The following is a 19,226-nucleotide window of genomic DNA, read 5'->3' as shown; positions in this document are numbered from 1 at the left end:
GTGGCTGCTCGCGCCCCCGCGAAACGACCTCACGCGTGACCTCGATCCGCAGGAGAAGCGGAGCCGGAGCAGAGCGAGCAGCAGGCGCAGCGCACCACCTCGCACTGCGCCGAGGGCGAACGCGCGCCCGGTTCGCCGCACGCAGCGCGCTCTCCGCCATACACTCGAAGCAGTGGCAATCACACTCCGCGGCATCGGCCGCGACACCCGAGGAGGCACCCGTGGAAGTTCGTATCGGCATCAAGCACTCGCCCCGTGAGCTCGCGTTCGAGACCGAGGCGAGCGCGGGCGAGGTGCGCGGCCTCATCGACGCCGCGATCGCGCAGGATTCGGCGCTCGTCGCCCTCACCGACACCCGAGGGCGCCAGTACCTCGTCGACACCGACTCGATCAGTTACGTCGAGCTGGGCGGCGAGGGCGGCCGCAAGGTGGGCTTCATCAGCTGACAGCCGAGATGCCCCCGATCTGCGAGCACCGGGTCGGGGTACTCGCACTGCGCCGGCGCCCGTGCGGCGTCGGCGCAGTTCGTTCGAGGCACAAAATGCCCAAACCCTCGCGCAAGCTGCCCCCGACGCGGTAGCGTTCGACTCACCGTCGAACGGAAGAGGGATCAAGGGTGAGCACGCGCGAGGAAACGGCTGGCAGACCTTCTGGAACCGCGGGAGCTGGTGGAAGGCGCTGCTCCTGGTCGTCGTGTACTGGGGCGCATACCAACTGATCGGCCTCGGTACGTCGACACTGTTCCACCCGTTCATCGACGTCAAGAACCCGCTTGCGAGCCCGACGGCCATCTTCTTCACCGTCGCGCTGCCGGTCATCATCGCGGGCGGCCTGCTCTTCCTCTTCGCGGTCTCGCTCGGCTGGGCGCGCGAACTCTTCGGTCGTCAGCCGGTGCCGGGCCGCCCCTGGATGTGGGTGGCCGTCGTGCTCGTGCTCATCCCGGTCGTCATCCGCCTCATCGCCGCGAGGTGGGAGGCGTACTCCGTGTCGACCGTGCTGACGCTGCTCTTCCTCGGCCTGTGCATCGGCTTCGCGGAGGAGCTGCTGACCCGCGGCTTCGTCGTGAAGATGCTGCGCGACGGCGGCCACGGCGAAAAGCTCGTCCTCGTGCTGTCGTCGGGGTACTTCGCGCTGCTGCACGCGGGGAACGCGCTCACCGGGCAGCCGTTGCAGACCGTGCTCGTCACCGTCGCCTACACCTTCGGGTTCGGCGCGATGATGTACCTCTCGCTGCGCGCCACCGGGCGACTGGTGTGGGCGATGCTGCTCCACGCGGCGACCGATCCGACCACGATGCTCGCCACCGGCGGCATCGACACGCACACGGCCGCCGCTTCGACGTCGCAGGGTCTGCTCTCGATCGCGGGCCTGTTCAGCTTCGTTTACATCGCCGTCGCCCTGCTCGCCATCATGCTCGTCAAGAACCGGGTGGATCGCGGGGCCGCTGCCCCTGATCGGGCGACCGCCGAGTAGGCGCCTGCCGAGCGGCAACTCACCGAGCGGCAACTCACCGAAGCGCGGACGGCCCTACCGCAGCTCGTCGCGCACGGAGTCGAGCAGGCGCTCGGCCACTTCGCGCTTGCTGCCGTGCGTTTCGCGGGCGAGGTGCCCGTCGGCGTCGAGCACCAGCAGGCTGTTGTCATCGGACTCGAAGCCGGCGTGCCAGCCGACCGCGTTCACGGCAAGCAGGTCGACGCCCTTCCGGGCGAGCTTGCGCCGCCCGCGCTCGAGCAGCTCGGCGCGGGCTTCGGCCTCGGACGGGGCCTCGCCTTCGGCTCCGTCGGCGACGGTTTCGGCGGCGAAGCCGACGATAATCTGCCCCTCCCGGCGGTCCCGCACGAGCCCCACGAGCACGTCGGGATTCTCGACGAGCTCGATCACCGGGGCCTCGCCCGGCGAGTCCTCCTTGCGCAGCTTCTGGTCCGCCACGTGCGCCACCCGGTAGTCGGCCACGGCCGCGGCCATGATGACGGCCTCGGCGCCGGACGCCGCCGCGTGGGCCGCGGCCTCCAGCTCGGCGGTCGTGCCGACGGGCACGACCCGCACGGCGGCCCGATCCCGCACCTCCGCAAGCACCGACTCGTCGATGTTCGCAGCGAGCAGCACCACCTTCGCGCCGCGATCCGCTGCGGCTGCGGCGATCGCGACGCCCTGGCGGCCGCTCGATCGGTTGCCGAGGTAGCGCACGGGGTCGATCGGCTCGCGGGTGCCGCCCGCGGTGACGAGCACACGGATCCCGTCGAGGTCGCCCGGCACGGCCGGGGCAGCCTCCGGTGCGAAGACCGACTCCCCCGTATCCTCGGTCATCGGGAGGACATCCGGATCGGCGGACGTCTCCGGATCCGCCCCGCCCGCGAGCAGGCCCTCGACGACCTCGGCGATCCGCTCAGGCTCGCTCATGCGGCCCGGGCCGCTGTCATCGCCGGTGAGTCGGCCGCTCTCAGGGCCGACGAAGCGCACCCCGCGAGCGCGCAGGATCGCCACGTTATCCTGCGTAGCCGGGTGCTGCCACATCTCGGTGTGCATGGCGGGTGCGACGAGCACGGGTGCGCGCGTGGCGAGCAGCGTCGTGCCGAGCAGGTCGTCGGCGAGACCAGCGGACATGCGCGCGAGCGTGTTCGCGGTCGCGGGCGCCACGACCACGAGATCGGCGCGCTGGCCGAGGGCGACGTGGCGCACCTCGGGCACGTCCTCGTGCACCGAGGTGGTCACGGGGTGCCGGCTGATCGCCTCCCAAGTGGGCTTGCCGACGAAGCGCAGCGCGTCGTCTGTGGGCACCACATGCACCTCGTGGCCAGCCTCGACGAGCAGCCTCGCGAGCGCGACGGCCTTGTAGGCGGCGATGCCGCCGGTCACTCCGAGCACGATGTTCATAGGGACATCCTGCCATGCCCGTGTTCGCCCACGCCTCGGGTCCCGGCGCAGGGCATGGGATCTGCCGAAGATATGCGGGTTCGGGGCGGATCGGCCATATCTTCGGCAGATTCCATATCTACGGCCGGCCGACTTCAGCGGCGTTCGAGCAGCACGGCGACCTCCAGGTGCCGCGTGTGCGGGAACATGTCGAAGACCCGCGCCTCGCGCACCGCGAGAGAGGGCATCGCGGCGAGATCCACGGCCAGGCTCTCCGGGTTGCAACTCGAATAGACGACGTGCCGGATCCCATGAGCCTCTTCGAGCCAGCCGGCGAGTTCCCCGCCGATCCCGCGCCTCGGCGGGTTCACGATCACCGCCTCGGGGATCTCCTCCGAGCCGAGGGCGAAGGCGGTCGCATCCCCCGCTTCGAAGCGGGCCGTGATCCCCGCCTCGCGCGCGCTGCGCCTGGCCGAGCGCACGGCCTCCTCGCTGATCTCGACGCCCAGCACGCTGCGAACGGACCCCGCGCAGTGCAGCGCGAAGCCGCCGACACCGCAGTAGAGATCCCACAGGGAGTCGGGGCCGGCGAAGCCGATCCACTCGGCGGCCTGCGCGTACAGCGCCCGCGCCACCCCGGTGTTGGTCTGGAAGAAGCTCTGCGGCCGCAGGTGCAGTGCGAACCCGGCGCCGGTGTCCATCGCCAGCGAGGAACCGAGCAGCAGTTCCTCACGCTCGCCCTCGAGCACGGCCTTGTGCTCGGGCAGCAGATTGACCGAGACGACCGTCGCGGCGGGCACGGCGCGACGCAACTGCGGCAGCCGGTCGCGCAGCACCTCGAGCGCCTGCGCGCTGCGCACCACGAAACGCAGCATCAGTTCTTCCGAGGGCGACACGGTGACGTGCACGAACTTGAGCTCGCCGCGCCGCTTCGGCACATCGTAGGGCGGCAGGCCGGTCTGCTCGATGAAGCGAGCCAGATCCGGGATCATGGCCCGGATCGCGGGCTGCTGGATCAGGCAATCGCGCAGGTCGACCCCCGCGCCGTCCGGTCCGAGAATGCCGAGCGTCACCCGCCCGGGGCGACCGCCCACGACGAGCTTCGCCTTGTTGCGGAAGTCGCGCACGCCGCCGGGCACCGTGGGCAGCCAGGCCTGCTCGGGCACACCCGGCAGCAGTGCCCGGCAGCGCTCCTCCTTGTCGCGCAGCTGCTGCGCCGCGGGGGTCTCAATGAGGGTGCAGGAGCGGCAGCGCCCCGCCTCGAAGTAGTGGCAGACCGGGGTGTCGCCCGCGAGCGGGAGCCTCGTGCGGTCCCCCGGCTCCTCGACGGGCAGGCGCCGGACGGGGCTCATGCCGTCAGACCGAGTCCGTCCATGCGGCGGATGTGGTCGGCGATGAGCTCGGTGAACACCGGCTCCACCTCGCTCTCGACGAACGGGCGGGACTCGCTGAGCGCCAGCACTGCGCGCGAGACGAGCAGCGTGTCGCCCACGAGGCGGCGACCCCACAGCGCGAGCCAGCTCGACAGCCCCTCGTCAGCGGCCAACGCGGCCTCGAGCAGCTCTTTCAGCTCGGCGCGGCCGGTGTCGTCATGCAGGATCGCGATCGCTTCGCTGCGGTAGCCGTCGCGCAGCCCGCTCGCGAGGCTCGCGAAGAAGTCGTCGAAGAGCCCGCCCACGAGGTACAGGGAGAGCACGTGCTGATGCCAGTCGGCCGCGTCGATGCGCCGCACATAGCGCTCGATCACGGGCGCGAACGGCGTCATCACCACGTGCGGCTCCTCGCCGCGCCTGCGGATCTCGGCCGTGAGTCGCTGATGCTTCGACAGCGTCTGCCCGGCCACCCGGGCGAGCACGTCCTTGGCTTCGAGCGTAGCCGCACCCGAGACGGCGCGCGTGGCGCCCTCGTAGAGTTCGAGCTGCAGGTAGGAGGTCAGTCCGAGGAACGGCATGATGCCGGGCGCGAACTCTGAGAGCTCGACGCGCTCAGCGTCTCCGGCATCGCCGCGCGAACGCAGCTTGCGCGCTGGGGCATTCTTCTTGCGCAGCCCACGGATCCACTCGAACACCCTGTCAGCTTACCGCCGACCCGGAGCGTTGCTGGAATAGACTGTGCTCGATTGTATTCATCGCCGGTGACGCAGGAGCGCCGGCCGCTGCGCCTTCGTGATTGTGCGCGCAGCACCGCACTCTCGAATAGGACGCAACGTGACGACATTCCTCGAACTCGGCGTCGACCAGGACATGGTCGATGCGCTCACCGACAAGGGCATCACCGAGGCCTTCCCCATCCAGGAGCAGACGATCCCGCTCGCGCTCACGGGACAGGACATCATCGGCCAGGCCAAGACCGGCACCGGCAAGACCTTCGGCTTCGGACTGCCGCTGCTGCAGCGCGTGGGTGCCGATCCCGAGCCCGGCGTGCAGGCGCTGGTCGTGGTGCCCACCCGCGAGCTCTGCGTGCAGGTGTACGAGGACCTCGAGCTGGCCGCGAAGAACCGCGGGGCGACCGTGGTGCCGATCTACGGCGGCAAGGCCTACGAGGGGCAGATCGAGCAGCTGAAGGCGGGCGCGCAGATCGTCGTCGGCACGCCCGGTCGCCTGCTCGACCTCGCCAGCCAGCGTCTGCTGAACCTCGGGAACGTGCGCGAGATGGTGCTCGACGAGGCCGACAAGATGCTCGACCTCGGCTTCCTCGCCGACATCGAGAAGCTCTTCGCGAAGACCCCGGCGACGCGCCACACCATGCTGTTCTCGGCAACGATGCCCGGCACGATCGTGACGCTGGCGCGCCGCTTCATGTCGAAGCCGATCCACATCCGCGCGAGCGATCCGGATGAGGGCGCGGCCCAGGCCAACATCGAGCACATCATCTACCGCGCTCACTCCCTCGACAAGGACGAGGTGATCGGCCGCATCCTGCAGGCCGAGGGCCGCGGCAAGACGGTCATCTTCATGCGCACGAAGCGCGCGGCCGCGAAACTCCAGGAGGAACTGGTGGATCGCGGCTTCAACGCCGCCTCGGTGCACGGCGACCTCAACCAGGATCAGCGCGAGCGGGCGATGGCCGCGTTCAAGGCGGGCAAGAAGGACATCCTCATCGCGACGGACGTCGCCGCGCGCGGCATCGACGTCGACGACGTCACGCACGTGATCAACCACACCGTGCCCGACGACGAGAAGACCTACCTGCACCGGGTGGGCCGCACGGGCCGCGCGGGCCGCACCGGCATCGCCGTCACCTTCGTCGACTGGGACGATCTGCACAAGTGGGCGCTCATCAACAAAGCCCTCGACTTCGGCGTGCCCGAGCCGGTCGAAACGTACTCCTCGTCGCCGCACCTGTTCGCCGATCTCAAGATCCCCGAGGGCTCGAAGGGCCGGCTGAAGGCCACCCCGGTGAAGGAGCGCGCTCCCCGTTCGGAGGGCTCGCGGTCGGGCGGAGACGGATCGCGCGAGGAGCGCGGACGCTCGCGCAACCGCAGCCGCACCCGCAGCGCCAACCCGAAGGGCCCGGGCCGCCACGAGGCTCACGGCCACGAGCAGCACGGCCACGACCAGGAGGGCGGCGGCGAGCCCGGCGCCCCGCTGCTGCAGGACGGGGGCGAGGGGTCGACGTCGCGCCGTCGCCGTCGCCGTCGCCGCGGCGGTTCGCAGGGCGTCGAGGGTGCCGACACTACCGCGACCTCGGCCGACACCACCGCCGCGACCTCGGCGGAGTAGCGCCTCGGCGCCGGAGCGTCGCCGGCATCACGCCGAACACCGCGAGCCCCGCTGCTTCCTCATCGAGGATCCAGCGGGGCTCGCGGTATTCGTTTCGGACGGTGCAACGACGCGGGCGGATCCCGGATCGGCGAGACGCTCGGCTCAGCGCGGCGTGGCGACCCGTTCGCGCAGGAGTTGCACGAGCGCCGGGTCGGTCGACCGCTCCCCCAGCAGATTGGGCTTGCCGGCGCCGTGGTAGTCGCTCGAGCCGATCGCGGCGAGGCCGGTCTCGGCGGCCGTCGCGGTGATCGGGGGCAGCCAGTCGGCGCGGTTCTCCGGGTGGTCGAGCTCGACGCCCCAGAGGCCGGCCGCGGCGAAGGCGCGCAGCTCCTGGGCCCCGGTGGGGGTGCGCTGCCGGAACGCAGCCGGGTGCGCGAGGGCAGCGGCTCCCCCGGCGGCGCGCACCAGCCGGATCGCTTCGAGCGTGTCGATCGCGTGGGTGCCGAGATAGTAGGGCGATGCCGGGTGCAGGATCTCGGCGAAGGCGGTGCTGCGGTCAGCGAAGTATCCGGCGGCGACGAGCGCATCGGCGATGTGGGGGCGCCCCACGGTGCGGGCGTCCTCCTCGCCGACCACCGACTCCCAGGTGATGGCGTAGTCGGCCGAGAGCCGCCGCACCATCTCCTGCGCCCGCGCGAGCCGGGAGCGCCGCACCTCGGCGAGGGCGGCGAACAGCTCGCCGGCGGCCGGGTCGATGCCGTAGCCCAGCAGGTGCCGGGAGCGGCCGGCGTGCTTCGTGGTGATCTCGATGCCGGGCAGGAACTCGATGCCCGCGGTGCGCGCGGCGGCGCGGGCCTCGTCCCAGCCGTCGACCGTGTCGTGGTCGGTGAGCGCGAATCCTGTGAGGCCGAGCTCGGCGGCCTCGCGCGCGATATCGGCGGGTCTCGTCGTGCCGTCGGAGAACACCGAGTGCGTGTGCAGGTCGAAGCCCTGCTGCGTCCCGGATCGCGCCATCCCCCCAGTCTATGCCCGCAGTTCATGCAGTGGATCGCAGTTCAGACTGAGATCTTCGTAATTTTGATCCGCCTGAACTGCGATCGACTGTGTGAACTGCGGAGGGTAGGAGCAGCAGGGCGCACGGGGACAGAGGATGGGCACCGGGGGGGGTGAGAGGATGGGAGGATGACCGAGAGCGCGCAGACCACCCACGAGGTGGAGATCGACCACAGCAACCGCAGCACCACGCCGCAGACCGCCGTCTTCCTCGAGTACATCTCGTCGCACTGGGCCGACCGCCCGGAGACGGTTCCGGATCCGCTGCCCGTCGCTCCCCGCGCCGCGGGCCGCCGCGCCGCGCTCGGCGCGCTCTTCCCAGGCGAGCGCCTGGTGCTGCACGCCGGCGCCATGAAGCAGCGCTCGAACGACACCTTCTACCCGTTCCGCGCCCACAGCGCCTTCGCACACCTCACCGGCTGGGGCTCCGAGAGCGAGCCCGGCTCCATCCTCGTGCTCGACCCCGCGGGCGATGCGCACGAGGCGACCCTCTACTTCCGCGAGCGCGCGGGTCGCGACAGCGACGAGTTCTTCGCGAACCCCGAGATCGGCGAGTTCTGGATCGGTGCGCGCCCCTCGCTCGCGCAGGTGGCGGGTCTGCTCGGGATCCGCACCGCCCCGATCGCGGACTTCGCACCATCCGACACCGACAGGGTCATCGGGCGCGGTGCCGCCGAGGCCGACGGATCGGTCCCCGGCGAGGACGAGGAGCTCGCCCGTGCGACCTCCGAGCTGCGGCTCGTCAAGGACGAGTTCGAGCTGGCCGAGATGCAGGCGGCCGTCGACGCCACCGCGCGCGGCTTCGAGGAGGTGCTGGCCGCGCTGCCCCAGGCGAGCGCGCACCCCCGCGGCGAGCGCATCGTCGAGGGCGTGTTCAACCAGCGGGCCCGCCTCGATGGCAACACCGTCGGCTACGAGACGATCGCGGCTTCGGGCCCCCACGCCTGCACGCTGCACTGGATCCGCAACGACGGTGCCGTGCGCAACGGCGACCTGCTGCTGCTCGACGCGGGCGTCGAGCTCGACAGCCTCTACACCGCCGACATCACCCGCACCGTGCCGGTCTCGGGAACGTTCACCGCGGTGCAGCGCCGCGTCTACGAGGCCGTGCTCGAGGCCGCCGATGCGGCCCGCGCGATCGTGCGCCCCGGCATCCGCTTCGGCGACGTGCACGACGCCGCGATGGCCGTCATCGAGCGCCGCACCCGCGAGTGGGGCCTGCTGCCCGAAGACGACGGCACCGCCTACCACCGCCGCTACATGGTGCACGGCACGAGCCACCACCTGGGGCTCGACGTGCACGACTGCGCGCAGGCTCGCCGCGAGATGTACCTCGACGGCGTGGTGGAGCCCGGCATGGTGTTCACGATCGAGCCGGGGCTCTACTTCCAGCCCGACGATCTGACGGTGCCGGAGGAGCTGCGCGGCATCGGCGTGCGCATCGAGGACGACATCGTCGTCACCGAGGACGGCTGCGTGAATCTGTCGGCGGGCATCCCCCGCACGGCCGACGACGTCGAGGCCTGGATCCGGGCGGCGCAGGCGTAGGGGGCTCTCCCCGGGCACGCAGCTTCGCGGGGTAGCATCGGATCCCGATGTCACACGTGTCCGCCTGCCCGGGAGTCTCCCGCTGGTCCCGCTTCCTCGGAGCGGGCGCTGCGGCGAGCGTGATCGTGCTCCTGGGCGCGGCGGTCCTCGCCCCCTACTCCATGTCGACGGCGTTCGCCGCCGACGGCAGCGCCTTCGCTCGGCAGCAGCGGCTCGATGCGGCGCCGGCTGCCTCAGCCTTGATCGACATGAGCGTCGAGGCGTCGCAGGTCTCCGGCGGCGCGGGATCGGGCGGGGCACCCGCGGCGGCCCTCTACACGCTCGAGCAGTTCATGTTCACGGGCGCAGTCAACTGGGGCGGATACCGCTTCACCTTCTACAGCCAGCAGGTGCTGCCGGGCCCCGGGCTCGCCATCCCGGGCCGTCACGTCAACGAAGCCGGCTACGTGAGCGACGCCGACGGATTCATCGTGCTCGCCGGGTCGCACCCGAAGGGCACCGTCTTCGAGACCCCCTTCGGCTACCCGGGCAAGATTTACGATCGCGGCACCTTCGGCAACCACCTCGACGTCTACATCCGCTGAGGCGGTCGGTGCACCCTACTCGATGTCGCCGTCGACGTAGACCCAGCGCCCGGCCTCATCGCGCGCGAATCGGCTGCGCTCGCGCAGTTCGACGCGCCCCTCGGGGCCGCGTCCGACCGCGGTGAAGGCGACTCGTCCGGTGCGGTCGGCAGGCCCCCCGGCCGTGACGTCGCGGATCAGCAGACGCCGCCACTCGACTCCGTCGTCGAGGTCGAGCTGCGCCGGCCGGGTCTCCGCGGCCCAGCTCGCGAGCAGGTACGCCCCGTCCCCGAGCGCGAAGGCACTGAAACGGGAGCGCATGAGACGCTCGGCGGTGGGCGCCGGATCACCGGCGTGCAGCGGCCCGCAGCACTCGGCGTAGACGGCCCCTCGACCGCAGGGGCAGGGATCCTGATCGTTCACGGCTCCAGCCTAGGAGGTTCCGCCGGCTCCTGGACCCGTGCCCCGCTGGGGCGCGCCGTCGACGAGGCCCCGGCTGCCCGCGGCGCGCACGAGCGTCACGGGCGGGATAGGATAGGAGATATCGCGGCGCGTCCTCCGGGCGCTGCGCCGCTCCAGCACGACAGACACTCGCGAGGAGACACCGTGAAGATCCGCACCCGCATCGCCACCGCCGTGACCGCGGCCATCGCCTCGGTCTTCGTGGCGGTTCCCGCTTTCGCCCACGACGGGCACGAGCACGAGTCGATGTTCTCGTCAGCGGGCCAGCCCGTCGACGTGGTGGCCATCTCGATCGTCGGCGTTGTGCTGCTCGCCGTGGTGCTCATCGGCTCGACCCTGATCGGCAACCTCTTCGAGAAGAAGTAGGCCTCCCTGACGCAGGCGGCGGATCCTTCGGGATCCGCCGCCTGCGTCGTATCCGGGCCAGAATACGTCGCCGTTCATTCGGGCCTCACCGGTACTGCGGACGGGAAGCACCGATCTCATCCGAAACATCGGTCTGGTCCGAAGCATCGGCCCTACCCAAAGCACCGGCCGAACCCGAAAAGCCGGCCGAACCCGACGCATCGGGAGAGTCCCCCGGCAGGCCTCAGCTGCTCAGTCGACGACCACGCGGATGCCCGCGACCTCGGCGTCTGCAGCTCCCCGCACGTAGCCCGTGGGCGAGGCCGCGACGGCCTGCAGGAAGTCGACGGTGTCGGCGGTGACCTCTTCACCGGGCAGCAGGTTCGGGATGCCGGGCGGGTAGGCCGCGAGGGTGTCTGCCGAGATGCGGCCCACGGCCTGCGCGGCGGGCACCACTTCGCTGGCGCCGAAATAGGCGTCGCGAGGCAGCATGCGCAGGGCGCCCGGCTCGGGCAGCTCGGGGAACTCGTGCATCGGCTCGGCGCCGATGCGCGCGGCCTCCTGCGCGACCTCGTCGAGCGCGACCATGAAGCGATCGACGTCGATCTCGCGCGTCGCGCCGATGACGGCGACGACGCTGGTCGCGGTCGACATCTCCAGGTAGACGCCGTGGCGCTCCTTCAGGGCGCCGCGCACCCAGTGGCCGCTGCGGCCCAGCCGCGAGACGTCGATCGGGATGCGCAGCGGATCGGTGGCGGCGATGTCGGGGAACTCAGCGAAGCCGTCGCCGATGTCCGAGAAGCGCGGATCCTGCTGCAGGCGATCTCGAATCTCCGCGGCGGCCCGCACTGCCCGCCCGATGCGCTCCTCGCCGCTCGCCATCGCGTGACGCGCGGTGTCGAGCGACCCCATGAGCACTCCGCTCATCGACGTCGAGGATGTCATGCTGAAGGCGCGGGCCACGAGCGGTTCGAGGCGGTCGGCGAAGGGGCCGTGGCCGAGGTGCAGCATGGCCGACTGCGTGAGGGAGCCGGCGAGCTTGTGCGTGCTCGACACGACGAGGTCGGCGCCGAGGCGCGCGGGCGACTCGGGCAGCTCGGGGTGGAAGCCGAAGTGGGCGCCCCACGCGTTGTCGACGATGATCGCAGCGCCGTGCCGGTGCGACACCTCGGCGAGCCCGGCCACGTCGGCGACGGAGCCGAAGTAGCTGGGCGAGACCACGTAGACGCTCGACACGGCGCGGCCGGCCCGGGCCTCGCGGGTGAGGGCCGCGTCGAGGGATTCAGGGGTGAGGCCGTGGGCGATGCCGTGCCTGGCGTCGACGGCGGGGGCCACGAAAGAGGGCACGAGGCCCGACAGCAGCACGCCGTCGGTGAGGCTGGAGTGCATGGCGCGCTGGATCAGGATCCGCTCCCCGAGGCCGCGCACGGCGATCGCGGCGGTCCGGTTGGCCTGCGAGGCGCCGTTGGTGAGGAACCATGTGCGGCGCGCGCCCCAGGCGTCGGCGGCGAGCCGCTGCGACTGCTGCAGCGGACTGTTCTCGCCGGCATCGATGCCTTCGAGCAGCAGGGGCACGTCGAGCTGCGCGACCCGGGCGCCGAAGAGCTCGGCGATGTGCTCGGCCCCGGCATCGGGGGCGTTGCCGTGCCCGGGCACCATGAGCGAGAGCGGTGCAGAGTCGCCGAACGCGGTGATCGCGTCGGCGTACGGGGTGCGGCTCTGGTCCTCGGCGTAGCGCGGAGCCGTGGCGACGCGACGCGGCGCGGCATCGGCGGGCGCCTCGATCATCGCGTCGTGCGCGGGGAGGCTGGGGGTCGTCGTGTCCTGATGCAGCATGGGGCCAGCCTCTCGCGCGCGCGGCGCGCGTGGGAACCCCGCAAACCCCTCACGGGAACCATATACTGTCTTGAGCCAGGCCGGGCGAAGACCCCGCCTCGCTCCAGAAGGTGACGGGAGTATCATGATCGATCTGCGCCAGCTCCAAGCTCTCAGCGCCGTGGCGGCCGAGGGCTCGGTGGCGCGTGCCGCCACGCGCCTCGGCTGGAGCCAGCCGACCGTCGACTACCACCTCAAGAACCTCGACCGCCTCGTCGGCGCCGACCTCACGATCCGCAGCACGCGCGGCAGCCGGCTCACCACCGCGGGCGCGCTCATGCTCGAGCGCGGCGAGGAGATCCTCGGGCTCGCCGACCGCGCCCTCACCGATGTGCGAGATCTCGCGCAGCTGGGGCGGATCCGGCTGCGCTTCGGCATCTTCCCCACCGCCGCCGCCCGACTCCTGCCGGGCATCGTGAGCCGCGTCTCCGAGTTCGGGATCGAGCTCGACGCGACCCTCGAAGAGGTCTCCCCGCTCGTGGCGCGCGTCAATCAGCACACGCTCGATGCTGCGCTCGTCTACGCCGCGGGCGGCTATGAACTGCCCTTCCGCTCCGAGGTGCACACCACCCGGCTGTTCACGGATCCGCTGCTCATCGCCCTGCCGTCCGCGCACCCCGCCGCGGGGCGCGCCCGCTTCGACCGGGCCGCACTGCTCTCGCTGGCATCGGACAGCTGGGTGATCGGCTCCACCCCCGGCGACACCATCGACGATCTCGTGCGCGAGATGTTCGAGGTCGAGGGACACAAGATCGATGTGGCGATCCGCACCGACGACTACTCGGTGATGCTCGGGCTGATCGCGGCCGGCATGGCGGTGGGCGTCGTGCCGAGCCTCGTCGCCGCGAATCCGCCGGAGGGCGTCGTGCTGCGCCCCATCGATGACGCCCGCTTCGCGCGCGAGCTGCTGCTCGCGGCGCCCGCGGGCCCGGCCGGCCCCGTGACGGCGGTGCGCCAGCTCGCGGAGGCGGTGCGGCGCTCCATCTCCGCCACCGACTGAGACGGGTTGCGCCGCCTCCGCCGGTCAGTGCGCGGCGGCACCCTCCTGATCGGCGGGCTTCCGCACGAAGTACGCGAGCACGAGCGGCACGATCGAGATGCACGCCGCGACGAAGAACGCCGCGTGCGTGCCCGGCTCGCCGGCCTCGGCCGTCGGCAGCCCGCGAGCCTCGCCCGCGTGCAGGGACGTCGAGTAGATCGAGATCAGCACCGCCGTGCCGGCCGCCCCGCCGACCTGCTGCAGCGTGTTCAGCACCGCCGAGCCGTGCGAGTAGAGCGAACGGTCGAGCGCTCCGAGCGAGGCCGAGAACAGAGGCGTGAACGAGCTGGCAAGGCCCAGCGACATCGCGATCTGCACCACGACGAGCAGCCACACCGGCGTCTGCGTGCCCACCGTCGAGTACATGAACATCGCCGCCGTGATGAGCGTCGTGCCGGGCACGAGCAGCGTTCTCGGACCGCGCGCATCGTAGATGCGGCCCATCACCGGCCCGAGCAGACCCATCAGGATCGACCCGGGCAACAGCACCAGGCCTGCGACGGTGGGTTCGAGTCCGGCGACGTTCTGCAGGTAGAGCGGCAGCAGCGAGAAGGTGCCGAACATCGACAGCGAGATCACGGCCATGATCACCGCGGAGACGACGTAGTTGCGCGAGGTGAAGACCCGCAGGTCGAGCAGCGCATCATCCTGCTTCTGCAGCGCGAGCTGACGCCACACGAACAGGCCGAGGAACAGCGCACCGCCCACGAGCACCGCCCACGGCGGCACGCCGACGCCGCTTCCGGCCGCCCCGCCGTGGCCGCCGATCTGGCTCAGCCCGAAGACGATGCCGCCGAATGCGAACACCGACAGCACGATCGAGAGCACGTCGATGGGCGCGTTCCGCGTCTCGCCGAGGTTCGTCATCCACTTCGCGCCCAGTGCGAGCGCGACGAGCGCGATCGGCAGGATGATGCCGAAGAGCCAGCGCCAGCCGAGATGATCGAGCACCACGCCCGAGAGCGTCGGCCCGAGCGCCGGTGCGAGGCTGATGACGAGACCGACGCGGCCCATCATGCGGCCGCGGGAGTGCGGCGGCACGACGTTCATCATGGTCGTCATGAGCAGCGGCATCATGATGCCCGTGCCCGCGGCCTGCACGATGCGGCCGAGGAGCAGCACGATGAAGCCGGGGGCCACGAGGCAGATCGCGGTGCCCAGCACGAAGGAGATCATCGCGGCCAGGAAGATCTGGCGGGTCGTGAAGCGCTGCAGCAGGAAGCCGGTGGTGGGGATCACCACGGCCATGGTGAGCATGAAGGCGCTCGTGAGCCACTGGCCGAGCTCGGGCGGGATGCCGAGCGACACGTTGAGCGCGGGGATCGCGATCGCCATCGTGGTCTCGTTGAGGATCGCGACGAAAGCGGCGACGAGCAGCAGCCAGATCACTCGCATCCCGGCGGGGTCGATGGTGTCGCCGGGCGAGGGCGGCACTCGCACCGAAGCGGTATCTGAGGTCACGGCAAGACTCCTTGAGATGGGCCGCCCCGGCCGGGATCGCGCAGAGGACCCTTCGGAGGCAGACCTAACAGCCTACTCCCTCGGCACATCGCATCGCAAGGATGAGCCCGCTTCCGGCGACCCGGCGCTCAGAACGCCGCGGTGGCGGACTGACGCACCGCGCACCGCACCGCGATCACTCCCCGAAAGGGTCGCGCACGCGCGCCAGGAACTCCCGCGTCTCCTCGCGCTGCGGGTCGTCGAAGATCTGCTCGGGCGGGCCCGACTCCACGATCACGCCGTCCTTCAGGTAGACGACGCGATCCGCCACCCGCCGCGCGAATGACATCTCGTGCGTCGCCATCACGATCGTCGAGCCCGCCGCCTTGAGATCACGCACGAGGTCGAGCACCTCGCCCACGAGCTGCGGATCGAGCGCGCTGGTGATCTCGTCGAGCAGCAGCAGCTCCGGATCGGTGGCGATCGCGCGCGCGATCGCCACGCGCTGCTGCTGACCGCCCGAGAGCCGATCAGGGTACTCCTTCGCCTTGTCGGCGAGACCGATGCGGGTGAGCAGGGCGAGCCCGGTGCGCTCGGCCTCGCTGCGCGACGCGCCGAACACCTGGCGCGCGGCGAGGGTGACGTTGTCGAGCACGTTCATGTGCGGGAAGAGGTTGTAGTGCTGGAACACCACGCCGATCCGCGCGCGCACCCGGTCCGGGTCGATGCGCGGATCGGTGATGTCCTCCATCTCGGTGCCGTCGGCCGCGGCGCCCCGCTCCCCCGCGGACGCCCGCGCCAGCAGGATGCGACCGTCGTCGATCTGCTCGAGCAGGTTGATGGTCTTCAGCAGCGTCGACTTGCCCGAGCCCGAGGCGCCGATGAGCACCACGACCTCGTGACGGTCGACGGTGAGATCGATTCCGCGCAGCACCGGGTGGTCGCCGAAGCGCTTGTGCACCCCCTGCACGTCGAGCACAGGCCGCGCCGCGGGATCCGCCGTCCGCTCCATCGATGCGGTCATACGGCGCCTCCCACCTGCTCGCGCTTCTGCGCGCGAGCCGTCAGCCAGTCGGTGAGCCGGATGAACGGCCACGACAGCAGCACGAAGAGCACGCCCGCGAGCACGTAGGGCGTGAAGTTGTAGCTCGATGCCACCTCGATCTGCGCGGCGCGCACGGCGTCAACGGCGCCGAGCACCGAGATGAGGCCGACATCCTTCTGCATCGACACGAAGTCGTTCATGAGCGCGGGTGTCACCTTGCGCACCGCCTGCGGCATCACGACGAGCCGCAGCGTCTTGCCGTGGCTGAGACCGAGCGAGCGAGCGGCGAGCCGCTGCGAGGGGTGCACCGCGTCAATTCCAGCGCGCAGCACCTCGGCCACGTACGCCGAATAGCTGAGGATCAGCGCGATCGTGCCCCAGAACTGCGCCGGCATGCGGCCTGTCAGTTCAAGGCCCGGGATGCCGAAGCCCACCAGGTAGAGCACCAGCAGCACCGGGATGCCCCGGAAGATGTCGGTGTAGCCGGCGGCGATGAGGCGGATCGGCGTGAACACCGGCCCCTTGAGCGTGCGCGCGACCGCGAGCAGCGTGCCCAGGATCGCCACGCCGATCGCCGCGACGAAGAGCACCTGGACGTTGAGCCACAGCCCCTCGATCACACGGGGGAACGACTGGACCGCCACCTCGAGATCGAAGAAGGTCTCGCTCACCCGGCTCCAGCCGGGGCTGTTGACGAGCACGACGGCGATCACCGCCGCGAACACGAGCGTGCTCGCGACGCTGAGGAGGATCGACCGCTGCTTGCGGGCGCGGCGGTACGCGCGCCGCTCGAGCTCGATGGCCGAGGGCTCGAACGGCGCGCCGCCGGGGCGGGTGGTGGTCACGAGGAGAGGACTACTTCAGGACCGGTGCGCCCTGGTCGGCGATCCACTTCGCCGCCAGCTCATCGAGCGCGCCCTTCTCGCGGAGCGCGTCGAGCGCCTTCGAGACCTCGGCTGTCAGCGAGGAGCCCTTCGGCAGCACGAAGGCGAACTCGTCGCCGCCCTCGGCCGAGTCGAGCTGGCCGACGATCACACCGTCGTCGAGCTGCGCATCGCGCACGTAGAAGGCGCCGGGGAGGTCGGTGACCATCGCGTCGATGGTGCCGTTCTGCAGGGCCGCGACGGTGTCATCGACGTTGTTGAAGACCTGGATCTGCTGGTTCGGTGCGATGACCTCCTCGGCCACCTTCAGCGAGGTGGTGCCCGAGGCGACACCGATGACGGTGTCCTTGAGGTCGGCGATGCTCTTCGCGTCGGCGGCGGGGGTGCCGCCCGCGGCAACGACGGCCTGGGTGGTCTCGTAGTAGGGCGACGAGAAGTCGACGGCCTTCGCGCGCTCCTCGCTCACCGAGAACTGCTGCACGTTGAGATCCCAGTCCTTGGGGCCGGGGGCGATGGCCGAGTCGAAGCTCGAGCGCACCCACACGACGTCGCCCTCGGCGTAGCCCATCTCCTCGGCCACGGCGTAGACGACTGCGGCCTCGAAGCCCTCGCCGCTCTCGGGGTCGTCGTTCAGCACCCAGGGCGCGTAGGCGGGCTCGCCGGTGGCGACGGTGAGCTTGCCCTCGGTGACGGGGCCGACCTCTGCCGCGCCGCCGTCGGACGATGCGCCGCTGGTGCAGGCGGTGAGGGCGAGCAGGGCCGCGGCGCCGGCAGCGGCGGCCGCGACGAGGCGGGAGGTGCGTGACATGGGGGGCTCCTTCGATCAGTGCAGAGGCGCGGGCGCGTCCGGGCATGGCGCAGCCGCGCCGACCGCAGACCAGTCTATGAGATTCCAGGCCGTATCCCGCATCGCGCGTCACCGGGAGTCACACGAGCCGGGCCCCTCCCCGCCAGGTCGCCATGCGTCGAGAGGCGGATCTCGCATGCGGGATCCCGGCTCGCCATGCGATACCCGCCTCTCGGCGGGGCGTGACGCTGCGCTACGCGCTCTGCGCTGCGCGCGCTACGCGCGGAAGCGCTCCACGCCTGCGACGATGGTGCGGCGGGCACGGCCGGCGCCGTCCTCGACGAGCTCGGCCAGCGCGGCGTCCGGTTGGCGCGACGCTGATGCGAAGAAGGCGAGGTCCGCCATCGCCCCCACGCCGAGCTGCCCGATGCGGCGTTTGCCCACGTGCTGGCCGAGCGCGGCGGCGCCGCCGAGCGTGGCCGCGGTGAAGAGCCGCTGGTGCAGATCGTCGTCGCGGTAGCCCTGTGACCGGGCGACCCGGTAGAGCGCCGCGACGTCGGCGAGCAGGTCGAGCGAGGGCGACGACGAGAGCGAGTCGGTGCCGACCGCGATGAGATTGCCCTCGCGCAGGTAGGCGGCCACGGGCGGCATGTCGAGGCCGATGACCTCGTTGGATCGCGGGCACAGCGCCACGCTGGTGCCCCTCGCGCGCAGCAGCGCGCGATCCTCGGCGCTCACGTACACGCCGTGCGCGATGTGGCAGTCGGGCCCGAGCACGCCGAGGTGGTCGACGAACTGCGTCGACGAGACGCCGATGCCGTGCGAGCGCAGTGCGCGGAAGCTGTCGGCGCCGAGCTCCGGCCACTCCCCGTGCCCGCCGGGCCCGGCGCCCACGTAGCCGTCGATGCCGTCGAACTCGCGCTCCATGTGCGCCTCGGCGAGGTGGATGTGCAGCCGCAGGCCCTCCTCGCGCACGATGTCGGGCAGTTCGAGCAGCGGCTGCACTTCGAGCGAGTAGGGCGCGTGCGGCGAGACGCCCGCGCCGGGCGGGGTGGGGATGGCGCGGATCTGCTCGCGCACCTCGTCGCGGGCGGCGGCATCCCAGTCGGCATTGCTCTTGCCGTAGACCTCCCAGTAGGCGATGCCGTGCATGCCGGCGTCGTGCAGGGCGCTGAGCGCCTCGCGGTCGGTGACGACGTCGGCGGCGGCGGTCACCCCGGCGGCGAGGCTCTGCTGCGCACCGTCGGCAGCGGCGGCGGCCCAGTCGTGCCCGCCGCGCTCGTAGACCACGTCGAAGGCGTCGCCCCAGTGGTCGAAGCCGGTGTAGTTGCGCTGCGCGACCTCGGCCATGCGCGTGTACTGCAGGTGGGTGTGCGCGTTCACGAGGCCGGGGGCGAGCACGCCCTCCCAGTGCTCCTCGCGGTGCTCGACGCCGCGGGCGGCGAGCGCGTCGAGCACCCAGCGGCGGTCCCCCACGTGCAGGATGCGTCCGTTCTGCACCGCCACGGCGCCGTCCTCGATGCGCGGGCTGACGACGGGGAAGACGAGGGAGGCGCTGTAGACGACGATCTCGGGTGCTGTGCTCACCCGCATGATTCTAGGGCGTGCGCTCGCCTCGGTCGCCGCGC

18 protein-coding genes are annotated in these 19,226 nt (G+C 71.2%); 7 read left to right on the top strand and 11 right to left on the bottom strand.

What is annotated here, in order from left to right:
* Positions 1-221: 221 nt before the first annotated feature.
* Together H629_RS0105960 and H629_RS0105955 are read left to right on the top strand one after the other, a co-directional pair.
* Positions 222-446, top strand: a complete 225-nt coding sequence (locus H629_RS0105960; RefSeq protein WP_024356386.1) for a DUF3107 domain-containing protein — start codon at positions 222-224, stop codon at positions 444-446.
* A 247-nt stretch (positions 447-693) separates the two neighbouring features.
* On the top strand, positions 694-1,473 hold the full coding sequence (locus H629_RS0105955) for a CPBP family intramembrane glutamic endopeptidase (RefSeq protein ID WP_240471056.1): 780 nt from the start codon (positions 694-696) through the stop codon (positions 1,471-1,473).
* 54 nt (positions 1,474-1,527) lie between these two features.
* On the opposite strand, the gene H629_RS0105950 is transcribed toward H629_RS0105955, so the two are convergent.
* The 3 genes from H629_RS0105950 to H629_RS0105940 form a co-directional block, all read right to left on the bottom strand.
* Positions 1,528-2,874, bottom strand: a complete 1,347-nt coding sequence (locus tag H629_RS0105950; protein WP_024356384.1) for a bifunctional phosphopantothenoylcysteine decarboxylase/phosphopantothenate synthase — start codon at positions 2,872-2,874, stop codon at positions 1,528-1,530.
* Positions 2,875-3,008: 134 nt separating this feature from the next.
* Positions 3,009-4,205, bottom strand: a complete 1,197-nt coding sequence (locus H629_RS0105945; RefSeq protein ID WP_024356383.1) for a methyltransferase domain-containing protein — start codon at positions 4,203-4,205, stop codon at positions 3,009-3,011.
* Complete coding sequence (locus H629_RS0105940; protein ID WP_024356382.1) at positions 4,202-4,921, bottom strand: ferritin-like fold-containing protein; 720 nt, start codon at positions 4,919-4,921, stop codon at positions 4,202-4,204. Before H629_RS0105940 ends, H629_RS0105945 begins: the two co-directional genes overlap by 4 nt.
* Before the next feature lie 175 nt (positions 4,922-5,096).
* Between H629_RS0105940 and H629_RS0105935 the strand changes: the two genes are divergently transcribed.
* On the top strand, positions 5,097-6,575 hold the full coding sequence (locus H629_RS0105935) for a DEAD/DEAH box helicase (RefSeq protein WP_036084552.1): 1,479 nt from the start codon (positions 5,097-5,099) through the stop codon (positions 6,573-6,575).
* Positions 6,576-6,719: 144 nt separating this feature from the next.
* Here H629_RS0105935 and H629_RS0105930 read toward each other — a convergent pair whose 3' ends face one another.
* Positions 6,720-7,571 carry a PHP domain-containing protein gene (locus H629_RS0105930; protein WP_024356380.1) on the bottom strand — a complete coding sequence of 284 codons (852 nt, stop codon included), beginning with the start codon at positions 7,569-7,571 and terminating at the stop codon, positions 6,720-6,722.
* A 168-nt stretch (positions 7,572-7,739) separates the two neighbouring features.
* On the opposite strand from H629_RS0105930, the gene H629_RS0105925 reads away from it, so the two are divergent.
* Both H629_RS0105925 and H629_RS14480 read left to right on the top strand, forming a co-directional pair.
* Positions 7,740-9,158: an aminopeptidase P family protein gene (locus tag H629_RS0105925; protein ID WP_024356379.1), complete on the top strand. Its 1,419-nt coding sequence runs from the start codon at positions 7,740-7,742 to the stop codon at positions 9,156-9,158.
* A gap of 47 nt (positions 9,159-9,205) precedes the next feature.
* Positions 9,206-9,742 (top strand): hypothetical protein, encoded by a 537-nt coding sequence (locus H629_RS14480; protein ID WP_024356378.1) that lies wholly within the window; start codon positions 9,206-9,208, stop codon positions 9,740-9,742.
* A 15-nt stretch (positions 9,743-9,757) separates the two neighbouring features.
* Here the strand turns inward: H629_RS14480 and H629_RS0105910 are convergent, their stop codons facing one another.
* Positions 9,758-10,144, bottom strand: coding sequence for a YchJ family protein (locus H629_RS0105910; protein WP_024356377.1), 387 nt, complete (start codon positions 10,142-10,144; stop codon positions 9,758-9,760).
* 183 nt (positions 10,145-10,327) lie between these two features.
* Between H629_RS0105910 and H629_RS0105905 the strand changes: the two genes are divergently transcribed.
* Complete coding sequence (locus H629_RS0105905) at positions 10,328-10,549, top strand: hypothetical protein (protein WP_024356376.1); 222 nt, start codon at positions 10,328-10,330, stop codon at positions 10,547-10,549.
* Positions 10,550-10,780: 231 nt separating this feature from the next.
* Here the strand turns inward: H629_RS0105905 and H629_RS0105900 are convergent, their stop codons facing one another.
* Complete coding sequence (locus H629_RS0105900; RefSeq protein ID WP_024356375.1) at positions 10,781-12,364, bottom strand: aminotransferase class I/II-fold pyridoxal phosphate-dependent enzyme; 1,584 nt, start codon at positions 12,362-12,364, stop codon at positions 10,781-10,783.
* 124 nt (positions 12,365-12,488) lie between these two features.
* Between H629_RS0105900 and H629_RS0105895 the strand changes: the two genes are divergently transcribed.
* Positions 12,489-13,403, top strand: a complete 915-nt coding sequence (locus H629_RS0105895) for a LysR family transcriptional regulator (RefSeq protein ID WP_024356374.1) — start codon at positions 12,489-12,491, stop codon at positions 13,401-13,403.
* A 24-nt stretch (positions 13,404-13,427) separates the two neighbouring features.
* Here the strand turns inward: H629_RS0105895 and H629_RS0105890 are convergent, their stop codons facing one another.
* The 5 genes from H629_RS0105890 to H629_RS0105870 form a co-directional block, all read right to left on the bottom strand.
* The gene (locus H629_RS0105890) at positions 13,428-14,903 is read right to left on the bottom strand and encodes a DHA2 family efflux MFS transporter permease subunit (protein WP_024356373.1); all 1,476 of its coding nucleotides are present in this window, start codon (positions 14,901-14,903) and stop codon (positions 13,428-13,430) included.
* A 175-nt stretch (positions 14,904-15,078) separates the two neighbouring features.
* Positions 15,079-15,906 carry an amino acid ABC transporter ATP-binding protein gene (locus H629_RS0105885; RefSeq protein WP_024356372.1) on the bottom strand — a complete coding sequence of 276 codons (828 nt, stop codon included), beginning with the start codon at positions 15,904-15,906 and terminating at the stop codon, positions 15,079-15,081.
* Positions 15,903-16,772, bottom strand: coding sequence for an amino acid ABC transporter permease (locus H629_RS0105880; protein WP_024356371.1), 870 nt, complete (start codon positions 16,770-16,772; stop codon positions 15,903-15,905). The genes H629_RS0105885 and H629_RS0105880 overlap by 4 nt, the downstream gene beginning before the upstream one ends.
* 10 nt (positions 16,773-16,782) lie before the next feature.
* The gene (locus H629_RS0105875) at positions 16,783-17,619 is read right to left on the bottom strand and encodes an ABC transporter substrate-binding protein (protein ID WP_024356370.1); all 837 of its coding nucleotides are present in this window, start codon (positions 17,617-17,619) and stop codon (positions 16,783-16,785) included.
* 255 nt (positions 17,620-17,874) lie between these two features.
* A complete protein-coding gene (locus H629_RS0105870; RefSeq protein ID WP_029746634.1) occupies positions 17,875-19,191 on the bottom strand; it encodes an amidohydrolase family protein in 1,317 nt (438 codons plus the stop codon).
* Positions 19,192-19,226: the final 35 nt, after the last annotated feature.

The sequence above is a fragment of the Leucobacter chironomi DSM 19883 genome (genome assembly GCF_000421845.1).
GTDB lineage: Bacteria > Actinomycetota > Actinomycetes > Actinomycetales > Microbacteriaceae > Leucobacter > Leucobacter chironomi.
The sequence above is the reverse complement of the archived record's forward strand: the minus strand, read 5'-3'. Positions and strand labels throughout refer to the sequence as shown.